This window comes from Hymenobacter wooponensis (assembly GCF_004745865.1).
Lineage (GTDB): Bacteria > Bacteroidota > Bacteroidia > Cytophagales > Hymenobacteraceae > Hymenobacter > Hymenobacter wooponensis.
This window is the reverse complement of record NZ_SRKZ01000003.1, coordinates 445715-460005: the sequence shown is the minus strand read 5'-3', so window position 1 is coordinate 460005 and position 14291 is coordinate 445715. Positions and strand designations below refer to the sequence as shown.

At 54.1% G+C, this 14291-nt stretch carries 9 protein-coding genes; 6 read left to right on the top strand and 3 right to left on the bottom strand.

The genetic code is table 11. The features are described 5' to 3' along the window. Window positions 1–40: 40 nt before the first annotated feature. The 3 genes from EU557_RS12245 to EU557_RS12235 form a co-directional block, all read right to left on the bottom strand. Entirely contained in the window at window positions 41–1069 is a 1029-nt protein-coding gene (locus EU557_RS12245; RefSeq protein ID WP_135530734.1) for a LacI family DNA-binding transcriptional regulator, read from the bottom strand. 164 nt (window positions 1070–1233) lie between these two features. Further along, a complete protein-coding gene (locus EU557_RS12240; RefSeq protein ID WP_210116033.1) occupies window positions 1234–2307 on the bottom strand; it encodes a glycoside hydrolase family 43 protein in 1074 nt (357 codons plus the stop codon). 37 nt (window positions 2308–2344) lie between these two features. After that, on the bottom strand, window positions 2345–3454 hold the full coding sequence (locus tag EU557_RS12235; protein WP_210116032.1) for a glycoside hydrolase family 172 protein: 1110 nt from the start codon (window positions 3452–3454) through the stop codon (window positions 2345–2347). A gap of 484 nt (window positions 3455–3938) precedes the next feature. Here EU557_RS12235 and EU557_RS12230 point away from each other — a divergent pair, with 484 nt between their 5' ends. The 6 genes from EU557_RS12230 to EU557_RS12205 all read left to right on the top strand — a co-directional run bounded on the left by EU557_RS12230 (window position 3939) and on the right by EU557_RS12205 (window position 14259). After that, on the top strand, window positions 3939–5036 hold the full coding sequence (locus EU557_RS12230; protein WP_135530732.1) for a glycoside hydrolase 5 family protein: 1098 nt from the start codon (window positions 3939–3941) through the stop codon (window positions 5034–5036). 99 nt (window positions 5037–5135) lie between these two features. Then, window positions 5136–6200, top strand: coding sequence for a glycoside hydrolase family 43 protein (locus EU557_RS12225; RefSeq protein WP_135530731.1), 1065 nt, complete (start codon window positions 5136–5138; stop codon window positions 6198–6200). Between the two features lie 480 nt (window positions 6201–6680). Then, window positions 6681–9785 (top strand): SusC/RagA family TonB-linked outer membrane protein, encoded by a 3105-nt coding sequence (locus EU557_RS12220; protein ID WP_167855183.1) that lies wholly within the window; start codon window positions 6681–6683, stop codon window positions 9783–9785. Between the two features lie 41 nt (window positions 9786–9826). Further along, complete coding sequence (locus EU557_RS12215) at window positions 9827–11377, top strand: RagB/SusD family nutrient uptake outer membrane protein (protein WP_135530729.1); 1551 nt, start codon at window positions 9827–9829, stop codon at window positions 11375–11377. A gap of 137 nt (window positions 11378–11514) precedes the next feature. After that, entirely contained in the window at window positions 11515–12576 is a 1062-nt protein-coding gene (locus tag EU557_RS12210) for a glycoside hydrolase family 43 protein (RefSeq protein WP_135530728.1), read from the top strand. A 42-nt stretch (window positions 12577–12618) separates the two neighbouring features. Next, a complete protein-coding gene (locus tag EU557_RS12205) occupies window positions 12619–14259 on the top strand; it encodes a glycoside hydrolase family 43 protein (RefSeq protein ID WP_245326247.1) in 1641 nt (546 codons plus the stop codon). The last annotated feature ends 32 nt before the right edge of the window (window positions 14260–14291 follow it).

The window sequence follows — 14291 nt, the reverse complement described above, 5'->3', positions numbered from 1 at the left end:
CGGCAGTTAGCAGCCGGGACCCTCGCGTCTTTAGTATGACCTATTTCTTCTTCAGCGTGGAGGAAGCCCGTACCAAAAGGTCAGGCTGCAGTACCACTCGGCGGGGCGAGAAATTGGTGCTGCTTTCCCGTAGTATTTCCAGTAGCAACCGCACCGCAGACTGGCCCATTTGTTCGCACCGCTGATCAACGGACGTGAGCATTGGCTCGGTTAGGGAGGTGAAAGTTTCGTTGCTAAACCCTGCCAGCGCTATGTCTTGGGGCACGCGCAAGTGATGGCGCTTAAGCTCCTGCATAGCGCCTACAATGGAAAAGTCGCTGGCTGAGAAGATGGCATCGGGGCGCTGGGGTAAGGCTAGCATGTGTTGCATACCTGTTACGCCATCTTCGAGAGTCATGTCACAGATGAATAGGAGTTCTTCCTCAACGGGCAAGCCGTACTCCTGTAGAGCATCTAGGTAGCCTTGGCGCCGATTTTTGTAAATGTTAAGGTGCTGAGGGCCACTGAAGTGCGCAATGCGGCGGCAGCCTTGCGCAATCAAATGTTTAGTGGCTTGGTATCCGCCAGCTCGGTCATCGATAACCACGGCATTCACATCTAGGCCATCCAGCACCCGATCAAAAAAGACCAACGGGATTTCCTGCTTTTGCACTTTCTCAAAGTGCTTAAAATCAAGAGTATTGCGAGCTAGTGAGACTAATATTCCCTCCACCTGCGCACTCAGTAACGACTCAATGTTCTTGCGCTCATGCGCCACATCTTCGTTCGACTGGCAGATCATGATGTTGAAGCCCGCCTTACTCGCAACCGTTTCAATGCCTTTCACCACCATCGTGAAGAAGTGCCCATCAATGTGGGGTACCATCACCCCCAGCAGGTTGCTGCGGCCTTTGCGCAAACCCGCCGCCATATGATTGGGCTGGTAGTGTAATTCCTTGGCCAGCTTCCAGACCTTTTTCTTGGTGGGGTCACTGATGCTGGGATGGTCACTCAGTGCACGAGAAACCGTGGACACAGAAATGCCGAGCTGCTTAGCCAGATCAGTAATTGAAGCTTTTGCGCGCGCCAAAGGGAATGGGTATTAAAAGTTTAAGCAAAAGGATAGAGCAAACATCTACGCAAATTTCACGCAACTATTTGCATTGGCACAGCAAGCTTTCGGTGTAAGCCAGCTTATTCTAGATAATCAGCGGCGGCTGGCCGTCGGGAGTGGCTTAGCCATGCGTTTGCAGGCTAGCTTGGCAGCGGCTGGGGCGTATAGGTTGGGCCTTGACAACGCGGGCCCTGGGCCGTCCAGGCCAGCTTGTCGATGCAAAGCTGCCGCTCCTTCATTCCCTTGTCCCAAGCGTGGTAAACCAAATATTCCGTCTTACCATCGGGGCTAAGCACGTGGGAGTGGTGACCGGGCCCGCGTACATGTCCTTCCACGGCATGGAGTACTCGCGGCCCCTTTTCGGCCCCCGCATCGGAGTAAGGGCCCACAATCTTATCAGCTACGCAATAGTCAACGCCATAACGCGGAGTCAGGAAGTTGGCACCGCTGTAGAAGCAGTAGTATTTGCCGTTGTGTTTGCGCACGAAGGGGCCTTCCAGCGTGTGCCACTCTTTAAACGTCTGATTGTTATAGAGCGGCATCGTGCGGTTCTTCTCGAATACGGTCCAGTCGTGGCGGGCCCGCATGACGGTGCGGCTTTCTCCGGCCAGGCTCGTCATATTCACGAGTCGGTCAACTACTAGGCCAGTGCCCGGGCGGTAGCCATTGTTAGAGTCAATAAAGTCGCGGGCGTAGAACAGATACCACTGCCCATCAGTGTCGCGGTAGGGGTGGGCATCAATCGTGAACTTGCTGTCTGGCACGTCCAGGGGGCCTATCTGTTTGTAGGGGCCCTCGGGGGTTTTGCTAGTGGCCACGTGCAGGCGGTGGCCTACGCTGGCTCCAATGGCACCGCCCCCCTTGGAGTAATACATGTAGAAGGTGCCGTTGTGGTAAATAACTTCTGGGGCCCAGAAGTCGGCGCCTTCTGCTCCTTCGGGTGGGGTTAGAGCGCCACCTGCGGTTTTCCAGTCTACTAGATTAGTGGAAGTGAGCAGAGTGAAGATGCGTCCATCGGAGGTGCGGCCCTGGCCAGTGGTGCCAAAGGCGTAGTAGCGGCCCTGATGACGCAACACAAAGGGGTCGGGGAACTGACCAGCGTATACGGGGTTGGTGTAGGTGCGGGCTGCGGCGCGGGCAGCAGCCTGGTGCATCAGGGCAAGGGAGGCTAAGCCAGCGGCGGCCTGCTGCAAGAAATGACGGCGGGAGGGCATATACGAACAGGTAGTGAGAGAGGAGGAAGTGCTAAGGTTACTTGACTTCCAGATCATCTTTAGAAGGCAAGGATGGGAAGGGTGCGTGCGGCTCCGTTTGGTACCAATAGGCCACTGAGGCTACATCGTCCTGCAACGGGAGGTAGCGGCCATTATAGCGCCACCCCAGCGCTTGAATGGTAATGCGCAAGTCTTGAGTGAACCGGATAGGATCTGGGATATGCCAGCGGTACATACCGAAACGCTGCTGGGCGTGGTACAGCCCATCGGGCCGAATAATCTGGTGCAGCCCGGCGTATGGAGTGGAGTACTCCTGGTACTGATGCGTTTTCTTGTTTTCGAAGTTGTAGGAGCCCAGGAAGTAGTCTTCGGTGCCAGTGCCATTAATGGTAGGGAACTGCCCGTCACCATCTAAAAAGAACTTGATTTCACCCTCGCCCCACCAGTCGTTGCTATGCACACCCCAAGCGAGGTAAGTGCCCACGTATTGGCCCCGGCCCTTCACCCCATCCAAAATGGTGTAAGGTACTTTATAAGCTGTGGGATTCTGGCGCCGAAACTGGGCATGAAAATAGGCCGCATCGTTAGGAACTTCAGTGAGAGTGTAATCCACCTGATAGTACAGGTACATCTCTTTTTCATCAAGGTTCTCAAGCGTTATGCGGCACTTCTTCCGGAAGGGCATCTGCCAGTAGCAGTTAAAAGCACTGCCGGGGTTCACCGTAACTGGAATAGAGTTTAGCAAGGCGGTTTCACCCCAGCCCTGCCCGAAAAAGTCGCCAACGGGTACTTCTACTGAAGGCGTTTTCTCCTCATCCCAATACATCCGCAGAATAGCGAAGCGCCATAGGCCAGTAGGAGTAAGCCAAATGTGCTGTATTGCGCCTGGTCCATCTATTTCAGCCACTACGGCCGTCTGCCCAGGCTTTATCAGAATGCTGGGACTTACTTTCCAGCCGAGGCCTAGGTCGCGGGAGGCATTTTGACCGGTGCCGGTAGTGGCCCGCCCTCCTTGCCCTTTAGCTCCCGTGAAGTTCTCGGGGCTGATAGAGCGAGTTTTGGCATCAGAAAGGCGGTAGAGGTTGCTTAAGTCTGACCCGAGACCATTAAAAGATGCTTTTTGCGCCCAAGAAGGTAACGCAAGCAAGACTATAAAGCCAATGACTAAGTATGCTAGGCATTGCCGCATGACCTAATTTGATAAGTAGGGTGGGGGAGGATTGCGAGGCCAATATGAATAGAAAAATGCAAACGTTTGCATAAATTGTAACATAAACTTAGCTTGCACCGTCTACTTCTCGGTGTACCGTTGTGGTTGCTTACCCACGTTGGTCTTACTTGTTACTAGGCCTCTCTTACGCTTTCTGAGTAGTAGCCATGGAATAAAGCCTTATGTTGCGAGGCAAATGGTGCTTATTGGCCTAGCGCCTTTGTACTACTTATACTCACCCCTCTCTGGATTAAAGGGTAAGGTATACTCGCTTGACTAGTGTACACTCTAATACAAACGTTTGCGCTCATAGGAGATGGGTCCGAGCTCTTCTATGTGAATTAGCTAGCGTTTTGGCAGTACCGACTTTCGTTTCCCTCTGATCTGATAGTTCTTTTCCACTCTCTCAATTCCCGCACAAATGAAGAAAGCACTGCTCTGCTTATTAGTTTTAGTAGCCTCGCACGGCACCTACGCGCAAAAAACTAAGGTAAAGGTTAAGGGAGGGGCAGCTAGTGCAGTAGTAGATAGTCGGCGGTGGTCAGTGGAGAAAGCACAGGCCTGGTACAAGACACATCCCTGGATTTCGGGAGCCAATTTTACGCCCAGTACGGCCATCAACCAGCTAGAAATGTGGCAGGCCGCCACGTTCGACCCCGCCACCATTGATAAGGAACTCGGGTATGCCGAAGGAATTGGGTTCAACACCATGCGAGTGTTCCTGCATAGCCTGGCTTGGAAGCAAGACCCTAAGGGTTTTAAAGACCGAATGAACACCTATTTAAGCATCGCCGACAAGCACCACATTCAGACGATGTTTGTGTTCTTCGACGACTGCTGGAATAAGGAGCCCAAGGCTGGGGTGCAGCCGGAGCCCAAGCCTGGCATTCACAATTCAGGCTGGATGCAGGACCCCGGCGAGCCTGTATCGCGTGACTCACTGGCCTTTATTGCCTTAAAGCCCTATGTGCAGGACGTACTCAGGAGCTTCAGTACCGACAAGCGGATCCTGCTTTGGGACTTATACAATGAGCCTGGTAACAGCAACAAACTCAACACATCGCTGCCATTGGTACGCAACGTGTTTGCCTGGGCTCGCGAGGTAAACCCCGAGCAGCCCTTAAGTATTGGCTTATGGAACTGGGATTTTGGCGCCTTGAATACCTACCAGGCCACCCATTCGGATGTGGTTACTTACCACTGCTACGATGAAGCTGTATTGCACCAGCGCGTAATTGACCTGCTGCAGACCCACGACCGCCCATTGATTTGCACTGAGTATATGGCACGCACGCGCAATAGCCGCTTTGCCACCATTATGCCCATGCTCAAAAAGCGGAATGTAGGGGCTATCAACTGGGGCTTAGTGGATGGCAAAACCAACACAAAATACCAGTGGGAAACCCCATTGCCCGACGGGAGTGAGCCAGTTGAATGGTTTCATGAAGTTTTCCGGAAGGATGGTACTCCTTACCGTCAAGATGAGACGACGCTAATCCGCAACCTGAATAGCAAGTAAGTGGCCTAGGCCTACCTAACACTTAACTGTTGCCCAAAGCCAGCTACGCATGAAGCCAACTGGCTTCTTCCGCTGGTCCTCGCCCTTTTGATTTCTCTGATGCGTGTATCATTTAAGTCCTTATTGCTGGGGGCGGCTTTGCTGATCAGCTCTCTAGGCCACTCTCAGCAAAAAAAGCCTGCCCCTGCCACTACGTTCACAAACCCGTTGCTGCCCTCCGGCGCCGACCCCTGGAGTATCTACCACGATGGCTATTACTACTACACCCACACAACTGGTGTAAATATCACTCTCTGGAAAACGAATTCGCTAAGTCAACTGGATAAAGCAGAGCACCGTGTGGTATGGACGCCTCCCGCTACGGGACCAAATTCGCGCGATATCTGGGCTCCGGAACTGCATCGTATCCACGGGAAATGGTATCTGTACTACGCGGCTGATGGAGGTAAAAACGACGACCACCGGCTGTGGGTGCTGGAAAATAGCTCGGCTAATCCCTTGGAAGGAACCTGGGTTGATAAAGGGCAATTGCGTGATGTGACGAACAAGTGGGCAATTGATGGCTCTGTGTTTGAAAATGAAGGCAAACTGTACTTTGTATGGTCGGGCTGGGAGGGAGACGGCAATGGCCGACAGGATATTTACTTGGCCCGCCTCAAAAATCCCTGGACGATAGATGGGCCTCGGTTGAAAGTGTCCACACCCGTCTATGCCTGGGAGCGGAACGGCGATTTGCACGACGCCATCAACCCACCCCATGTAGATGTGAACGAAGGGCCCCAGGTATTGCGCCACGGCAAAAAGCTAGTGCTTGTTTACTCTGCCAGCGGCTGCTGGACCGATTACTACGCCCTAGGAATGCTCACTGCATCAATGGATAGTGACTTACTACAGCCCGGCTCCTGGACCAAGTCTCCTAGGCCAGTATTTCAACAGGACCCCGCCGCTGGAGTGTATGCACCAGGACATAACTCCTTTTTTAAGTCGCCAGATGGTACTCAGGACTGGTTGCTCTATCATGCCAATAATGCGCCCGATCAGGGTTGCGGGCGGTTGCGCTCACCTCGTGCACAGCCCTTCACTTGGAATGCCGACGACACTCCCAATTTCGGCCGCCCCATTCCTCCTGGTGTACCTATAGCACGGCCATCAGGCGAGAAATAAAGCAGAGCCGTTAGGTTTGATCTTAGAATCATGATTGCGTATTAAGCTCAGTCAGTGCTCCATTTAACTGTTATGACTACTGGAGTGAACATTCTTTTTGCAAAAGAATATGCAAACGTTTGCAACATTTTATTAGAAATATAGTAGTAGCAGTGTTTTGGTTATATCGCGTTTAGCAAAACGCGCTTTAGCAAGTGCCATTGGAATGCCCCAAACATTGATTCACTAAAATCGATTATCAACATTTTTATATGCATTCTTGACATTGCATAACTCTATGGTTAACATTACGTCAAATTTGGCCCCTATTTAGGCGAAATAGGATTCTGTCACCCTAGCCAGCTTTCTTTCATCAGTGCACGTAACCTCGTTACCCAAGCGAGGGTTCTTTTGCAGTGAATGCGCAAACGTTTGCATCGAGCTCAAATGTGCAAACGTTTGCAAGTTTTGTCCCACCATTTTGTTTCCCACACATCCTCTATGAAAAACACCCTACCCAAAATAGGGAGGCTAGCACTGCCAGCGGCGCTGGTTGGCCTACCTGTTGCATTCGTCGGAACACCCGCTGCTGCCACTGCAGAAGCGCTGAGTAAGCCATCTGAAACTTCCGCCCTCGTAGCAACTACCATTTCCGGTAGAGTGCTAGATGAGAAAGGGCAGGGTATGCCAGGTGTAACTGTGCTTGAAAAAGGAACCTCAAACGGTGCAACAACCGATGCTGATGGCCGCTACTCCCTTACCGTAGGCGATAACGCTACGCTCTCGTTCTCCTTTGTGGGCTACACCACGCAGGAAGTGCCAGTAAACGGCCGCACGAGCATCGATATAAACCTCGCGCCCGATAGCAAGGCCCTGAATGAGGTGGTTGTTGTTGGTTACTTAACTCAGAAACGGGAAGATGTAACAGGTTCCGTAGCTAGCGTAAGCGGCCGGGAAGCGCAGCGCGCACCAGTAGCTACTATTAGTGAGGGTGTTCAGGGACGTTTGCCCGGTGTGCAGGTAATCAATTCAGGAGTCCCAGGTCAGGCGCCTATTATCAACATTCGAGGCTTGGGCTCCGTGAACGGCGGTAGCGGACCTCTTTATATCATTGATGGGCTATGGGTCGATAATATTCGCGACTTTAACCCTCAGGATGCCGAATCAATTCAGGTGTTGAAAGATGGTGCTTCCCTGGCTCCTTACGGCTCGCGTGGTGCCAATGGTGTGATTATTATCACCACGAAGAAAGGCAAATCTGGTCCACCTGCAATCAGCTTCAATGCCTACGCAGGGGTTCAGAAAATCAATAAAACCTACGACCTGATGAACGCCCAGCAATGGTCCGTTATCAACAGGCAGGCCTACGAAAACGCAGGTCGGACGCCTCAGCCGTTTGTAGTAAATCCGCCCGGGGTGGATACCGACTGGCAGAAAGAGTTGATTAGAACGGGCTCGGTGCAGGATTACAACCTGGGCTTTTCGGGTGGCGGACCAAATTCCAACTTCCTGCTTTCCGGCGAATACTTCACTCAAAAAGGCACTGTGCAGGGGCCTAAGTTTGAGCGCTACAGTGTGCGTCTGAACTCGGGCTTCAACCGGGGGCGCCTGCGCGTAGGTGAGAGTCTGCAGCTAGCCCGCACTAACCAGACAATTCTTAATGGTCTGCCCTTCTTGGATGTGCTGCGCATGCTGCCGATCATTCCGGTGAACGATCCGGCTAACCCGGGCGGGTTTGGCTTCGGCAACAACAACGCCAGCACATTTGGTACTAACCCCATTGCGCTCCAAAAGCTGCTCAATAATACCAGCGTGAACAACCGCTTGCAGGGCAATGTGTATGGGGAGTTGACCATTTTTGACTTTCTGCGCTACCGCCTTAACCTAGGTGCCGAATACCTGGGCTATCATGACCGGGAAAAGCGCCAGTATGGCCAATGGCGCCAGAATGACCCATTGAACCCGTCTTACTACGCCGAGAACCAGGGCAACAACCTCTTCACGCTGGTAGAAAACACCCTGACGTTTGATAAGAGCTTTGGGCAGAACAACGTGACGGCAGTAGCCGGTTACACTGAGCAGCATCAGCACAACGAGTTTACGCGGGGTCGTAACAATGGCTATGGCACTGGTCCCACCTACTACTGGGCGCTTGATGCGGGTAGCAGCGCTCCTCAGGTGCAAGGTTCCTCCTTCACGTATAACAAACGTTCCTACCTAGGCCAGCTTACTTACGACTACGATCAGCGCTACCTTATAACCGGTGCTATTCGCCGGGATGGTTCTTCTCGCTTTAGCCCTAACAACCGCTACGGTACTTTCTGGGCAGCTTCAGCGGGCTGGCGCATCTCAAAGGAACAGTTCTTTGAGGGGATGAGCGATAAAGTGAGCAACTTGAAGCTGCGCGCCAGCTATGGCGTGCTTGGCAACGAACTACTAGGTGGTGAATACGGCGGAGCTTACCGTTGGCAGGGTGTCGTCAACCCTAATGTGAATTATCCCTTTGGGGGCGACAATATTCAGAACGGCAGTATCCAGACTCAATTGCCCAGCAATGATATTGCCTGGGAAGAGCGCCGCACGGCTAACTATGGTTTTGATCTAGGCCTATTAGAAGATCGATTAACGCTTTCGGCTGATTATTATAAGTCGGAAACGCGCAATGCCCTAGTTGACCCAGCCATACCGCTAGTTTTAGGTAATGCTGGAAGCAACCCATACCGTCGCGTAGGCCGCATCCAAAACCAAGGCTTTGAGCTAGTAGCAGGCTACAATGAAAACCGAAGCGCTTTCAAATACGGCATCACCGGTAACCTGACCACCATCAAAAATAAGGTAACGAGGTTGAGCAATGATGCCACTTCGCCGTTCTTCGTGTCAGGCCCTGGCGAATCAACGCGAACAGAAGTTGGTTACGAGCTAGGCTCTTTCTACCTCTATCAGTTTGACGGTATCTTCCAAACCGGCGACAACATCGCAACCAGTGCGCAACCGAATGCTCAGCCTGGTGATGTACGCTACAAGGATGTGAATGGCGACGGACAGATTTCGGCCGCCGACCGGACGCACGTAGGCCGGGTATTTCCCAAAATTCAATATGGCCTGAACTTAACGGCTGGCTTTGCTGGCTTCGATGTGGCTGCTTTCTTCCAGGGCGTGCAAGGCAACGACCTGCTGAATACGGGCCGATACTGGCTCGACCGCACCGACGACAACGGCAACTACCGCCGCGACTTCAGCCCCTGGACGCCCAGCAACCCTTCCACTACAACACCCCGTGCTATTATTGCCGGTGGCGGTGGGCAAGCTGGGGAAGCCGCTATCAACAACTCCCGCTTAAACTCAACGCGGTGGCTGGAGGATGGCTCGTACCTGCGTTTGAAAAACGTGCAGATTGGCTACACTATTCCTAAAACTCTGACGGATAAGGTGAAAGGGGTTGGTAGCCTGCGTTTCTACGTAACGGGCCAGAACCTGTTCACGATTACAGACTACTCTGGCTACGACCCAGAAATAGTAGGCCTAGGCCTGCTCACCCGCGGCGTGGATGAGGGCAGCTACCCCAACCTCCGGACGGTTTCAATTGGCGCGCAACTCGGTTTCTAGGCCTGTTGGCGCTTGTGTTCACCCTTTCCATCCGAATTCCCATGAAACAACATACTCTCCGTTTAGCCGCTTTGGCGAGCAGCTTACTGCTGACTACGGCCTGCGAAAAAGACTTCCTGAATCAGATTAACCCCAACCAACCTACTACCGAGTCATTTTGGAAAACAGAAGCAGATGCGGTGAAGGGAGTAAATGCCGCGTATAGCGGTCTGCAGCAACTGGGTACGTATCGGCGCTGGCTCAACTTTGCGTTTGATTTGCGCTCTGATGAGGGCTTCAGCCAAAGCCCCTGGGGCGAGCTAGCCGACTTCACCCGTTTCACGCAGGCCAACTACGACTTTGAGGTATCGCAGAACCTATGGCGCGACCATTATCGGGCCATTTCGCGGACCAATCAGGTACTGGCTAATGTGCCCGGCATGCAAATGAGCGAGCCGCTGAAAAAGCGGATTGTAGCGGAAGCTCGTTTTCTACGTGCGCTCTACTACTATAACCTGGTAACGCTCTACGGCAACGTGCCGTTGGCTCTCTCTCCCGCCGATCCTACCAACCTGCCGCCGCAAGGCACAGAGGCACAGGTATATGAGCAGATTATCGCGGACCTGCAAGCCGCCAAGCCCGACCTGGATGTGGCCTACACCGGCGGCAACGATACAGGTCGGGCTACCCGAGGTGCCGCTACTACACTGCTGGGTAAGGTGTACATGCAAAATCGGCAGTGGGCCCAGGCCTCATCCCAGTTTCAGGAAGTTATTGCGTCCAACCGCTACCAACTGACGGCCAACTACACGGACAACTTCCGGCACACCACCGAAAATAACTCAGAATCAATCTTTGAGGTACAATTCTCAGATGCTAAGCTTGGCGGCAATGATGGCGACGACGCTACCTCCTCGGAAGGTGGCCAACGCTCTCAGTTCTGGGGCGTGCCGGGCGCTGGTTTTGTAGATGGTGAAATACGCCCATGGGTAGTAAACGAGTTCTTGAAGGAAGGTACCACTAGCGGGGCCCGCGACCCGCGCCTAGCGGCCACCGCCTTTTATAACCGCCGCCAGTTCACCACCACACTGCCCGTGGACGCGGATACGCTCGTGTATGGTACCGGTTTCCTGCAACGGTTTAAGGGCAATGCCCGCGACTTGAGCCGCGTGTACTGGCGCAAGTACCAGACCGACTATTACCGCACCTTCGAGAACTTTGACTCGCCCATCAACCACCGGGTGATGCGCTACGCCGATGTGCTATTGCTACAGGCCGAAGCATTGAATGAGCAAAACCAAACGAGCAATGCCATTCCGCTCATCAACCAAGTGCGTACTCGCGCTGGCTTAGCGCCACTCACCGCCGGCGCCTTCACGCAGGCCACCCTGCGGACCCAGATTATGCATGAGCGCGTAACTGAGCTGGCGGGTGAAGGCCAACGCTGGTTTGACCTCAAGCGGTGGGGCTTGCTCGAGAACCAGGCAGGCCTAGACCAACTGAAAGCTCGTGACGCCGACTTCAACAGCTTCCGTCTCGACCGCTCCCGCCTGCTACCCATCCCACAGTCGGAGGTAGACTTGGCCCGCTATCAGCAGAACACTAATTGGTAGCCAGGGTGCCTACTGCATAAGTAGAGCCGTTCCGACCGTGGGCCGGGGCGGCTCTACTTTTTTGAACCTAGATTAGCAGATGCCGCTTGGCTATTAGTGTTGAGGTATCTGTCTTGTTTTTCGTTTTCCCCATTGCTATGACTTCCTTATTTCGATTACTCCCGGGTAGCTTGCTGGTTCTCACGCTGGCATGCCAGAGTTCTTCGGCTCCGCCTGCGCCTTCTCCAGCACCACCTACTCCCCCAACTACCTCCACGTTCACCAATCCGTTGCTGACCGTTGGACCCGACCCGTGGGTGTACCGCCGCGGCGACGTGTACTATTACATGAGCACCACGGGTAACAACCTGACGATTCGTAAAACGGCAAAGATGTCGGAGTTGGGCTCTGCGGTGAGTACCGTAGTCTGGACGCCTCAACAAGCTGGCGTGAACCAGCGAGAAATATGGGCGCCAGAGCTATACAACTTTGATGGCAAGTGGTACATCTACTACTCAGCAAACCCAATGTGCTGCGATGGGCACCGCATTAATGTGCTGGAAAACAGTTCCGCTGACCCTACCACCGGCACTTGGGTTGATAAAGGCCGCATTGCTGTGCTAGGCCAAGATCTATGGGCCATTGATGGTACCGTGCTGGAACAAAACGGCAAGCGGTACTTGCTGTGGTCGGGCCACGAGGTAGCCAACAGCCCAACACAGCGCCTCTACATTGCCGAAATGAGTAACCCCTGGACACTCATTGGTGCGCGGGTGGAAATTTCGCGCCCCGAGTTTAGCTGGGAACAGCAGGGTACGCCCGCCGTGAATGAAGGACCCGAAATTCTGAAGCACGGCGACAAAACCTTTGTGGTATACTCGGCCAGCCACTGCAGCACCGACGACTACGCGCTAGGCCTGCTCACGACCTCGGCCACGGCTGATCCGCTTAAGACTAGCTCCTGGACAAAAGCCAGAACGCCCGTTTTTGTGAAGAACCCCGCCGAGCAGGCCTATGGGCCGGGTCACAACGCGTTCTTCCAGTCGAAAGATGGCACGGAAGACTGGATCATCTACCACGCCAACCCCCAAAGCGGTCAAGGCTGCGGCGACAACCGGAGCCCCCGGATGCAGAAGTTTACCTGGAATGCCGATGGCTCACCTAACTTCGGCACGCCCGTCGCTTTGGGCACGGCGCTGCCTAAGCCAGCTGGCGAATAACCCCGCTTTCTTTCCATTTCCCGAGTGTAGCTTTCTTACTTCATGGCATTGAATCCCAAGACCACTCTGGCGCTAGGCCTCTCCCTGGGCCTGCTAGGCGCTTGCCAAACGGCCACTACCAGCGTCAGCACGCCTACTGCCAACACCGCCGAAACCAAGGCCGAGGCCGATGCGCCAGCCATTTCTATTGTGAACCCGGTGCTGCCCGGCGACTTTCCCGATCCGTCCATCACCAAAGTAGGCGACACGTATTGGGCCACGGCCACTTCCTCCAACTGGGGGCCGGTGTTTCCGCTCCTCAAATCCACTAACCTTACAGACTGGGATCTGGTAGGCCACGTATTCCCGAATGAGCTGCCCGCCTGGGCCGACTACTACTTCTGGGCACCCGAAATCAGCCAGGAAGGCGACAAAACCTATATCTACTACACGGCCCATAAGAAGGGTGGTAACCTGGCCGTGGGCATAGCGGTGGCCGATAACCCAGCCGGCCCGTACCGGGACCTGGGGCCGCTGGTAGGCCAGAAGGATGGCTCTATTGATGGCTTTCCTATGCGCGATGAGAAAAACGAGCTTTACCTGATCTGGAAGGAAGATGGCAACAGCGTAAACCAGCCCACACCCATTTGGGCACAGCGCCTCAATGAAGAGCACACGGCGCTGTTAGGGGAGAAGAAGGAGCTGTTCCGCAATACTGTGCCCTGGGAAGGCAACCTGGTAGAAGGCGTGAGTATGATCAAGCGCAACGAATACTTCTACGCCTTCTATGCTGGCAACGGCTGCTGCGGCCACAACTGCACGTACGGCATTGGGGTGGCCCGGGCTAAGAGTCTGCTAGGCCCCTGGGAGAAGTATGAGAAAAACCCAGTGCTTACTAAAAATGAGAAGTGGGCCTGCCCAGGTCACGGTACCGTGTTTAACCGCGGCAACCGGTGGTATATGATGCACCACGCCTACGACACCCGCAGCTTTGAGTTTGTGGGTCGGCAAGGAGTAATTAGTGAGTTTAAATGGACGGCTGACGGCTGGCCTGATTTCCGTAACGACGGAACCGTGCCCACCAAAGCGGCGCCCATTGTGCCCCGCAACCTCAACGATGAGTTTACCACTGCCACCTTGTTGCCCTCTTGGCAGTGGCCAGTAGAGGAGAGGCCTACCGTAGCCGTGCGCGATGGTAAGCTGTACGTAACGGCCCGGCCCCAACACAGCGGCGCCGTGCTAGGCCAGCATACCACCACCGCCGACTACACCGCTACTACCACGCTGCTGAACCCTGCCAAGCTTCCTGCTGGCACAGTAGCCGGTATTGCGGCGCACGGCGACCCTGAAAATACCCTGGCTCTCACGGTGGGTACTGGCAAGCTGCAACTATGGCAGCTGGAGAAGGGCAAGCAGAAAAATCTCAGCGAAGTGAAGCTGCCCGCTGCTGCCGCTGCTGCTATTACCCTGCGCCTGCAGGCCCAGCAAGGCAACCTGTTCCGGTTTAGTTGGAGTGCCGACGGCGGCAAAACCTGGCAAAGCATGCCTGGAGCTACCAGCCCAATCAACGGCACATATCTGCCGCCTTGGGACCGGGGTGTGCGCGCTGGTATTTTGGCAAAAGGCCCAACTACAGCCACTGTGGCTTTCGAAAACTTTAGCATCGAGAATGAGCTGGTAACTGCGCAGGCCGACGGCAAATAGCCCACGCAAAGTGCAGCGCTTCCTCCCTGCAA

Coding starts and splice junctions, on each gene's coding strand:
- EU557_RS12240 (WP_210116033.1), bottom strand. CDS start 2,307: ATGCCCTCCCGCCGTCATTTCTTGCAGCAGGCCGCCGCTGGCTTAGCC.
- EU557_RS12230 (WP_135530732.1), top strand. CDS start 3,939: ATGAAGAAAGCACTGCTCTGCTTATTAGTTTTAGTAGCCTCGCACGGC.
- EU557_RS12225 (WP_135530731.1), top strand. CDS start 5,136: ATGCGTGTATCATTTAAGTCCTTATTGCTGGGGGCGGCTTTGCTGATC.
- EU557_RS12220 (WP_167855183.1), top strand. CDS start 6,681: ATGAAAAACACCCTACCCAAAATAGGGAGGCTAGCACTGCCAGCGGCG.
- EU557_RS12215 (WP_135530729.1), top strand. CDS start 9,827: ATGAAACAACATACTCTCCGTTTAGCCGCTTTGGCGAGCAGCTTACTG.
- EU557_RS12210 (WP_135530728.1), top strand. CDS start 11,515: ATGACTTCCTTATTTCGATTACTCCCGGGTAGCTTGCTGGTTCTCACG.
- EU557_RS12205 (WP_245326247.1), top strand. CDS start 12,619: ATGGCATTGAATCCCAAGACCACTCTGGCGCTAGGCCTCTCCCTGGGC.